Consider the following 511-nt stretch of genomic DNA (forward strand, 5'->3'; position numbering starts at 1 on the left):
GTCTTTTTTTACCTCATGGCTACTTGGGCATCTGGGCCGCGGTTCCTTTTGCTATCTGGTTTTTTCTTGCAGTAGAAGGTGTTCCGTTAGCAGCAGAAGAAGCAAAAGATCCAGCCAAATCTCTGCCACGCGGTTTAATCGGTGCAATGCTCATCTTAACAGCATTTGCCATGCTTATTTTGTTCTTGGGTGCAGGCGCAGCAGGTGCAAGTACTTTACAAACCTCAGGCGCCCCTCTGGTAGATGCTTTGGTTAAAGTTTATGGCACCAACACTTGGCTTGCGACATTCGTAAACTTTGTGGGTTTAGCTGGTTTAATCGCAAGTTTCTTCTCAATTATCTATGCCTATTCGCGTCAAATCTTTGCATTGTCACGAGCTGGTTACTTACCGACGTCACTCTCTTTAACCAATAAAAATAAAGCTCCTTATCTTGCAATTATTATTCCGGGCATTATCGGGTTCTTACTTTCACTCACAAAAGAAGGCGATTCACTCATTTTAATCGCGGT

Annotated in this window: 1 protein-coding gene; it reads left to right on the forward strand. The window is 43.6% G+C overall.

Going from position 1 to position 511, the window contains the following annotated elements; all coding sequences use genetic code 11:
- Positions 1-23 precede the first annotated feature (23 nt).
- Positions 24-511 (forward strand): amino acid permease (locus ABD296_RS50405; protein ID WP_344285898.1); only part of this gene is annotated, 488 nt, incomplete at its 3' end.

The sequence above is a fragment of the Actinomadura napierensis genome (genome assembly GCF_039529375.1).
GTDB classification, from domain to species: domain Bacteria; phylum Actinomycetota; class Actinomycetes; order Streptosporangiales; family Streptosporangiaceae; genus Spirillospora; species Spirillospora napierensis.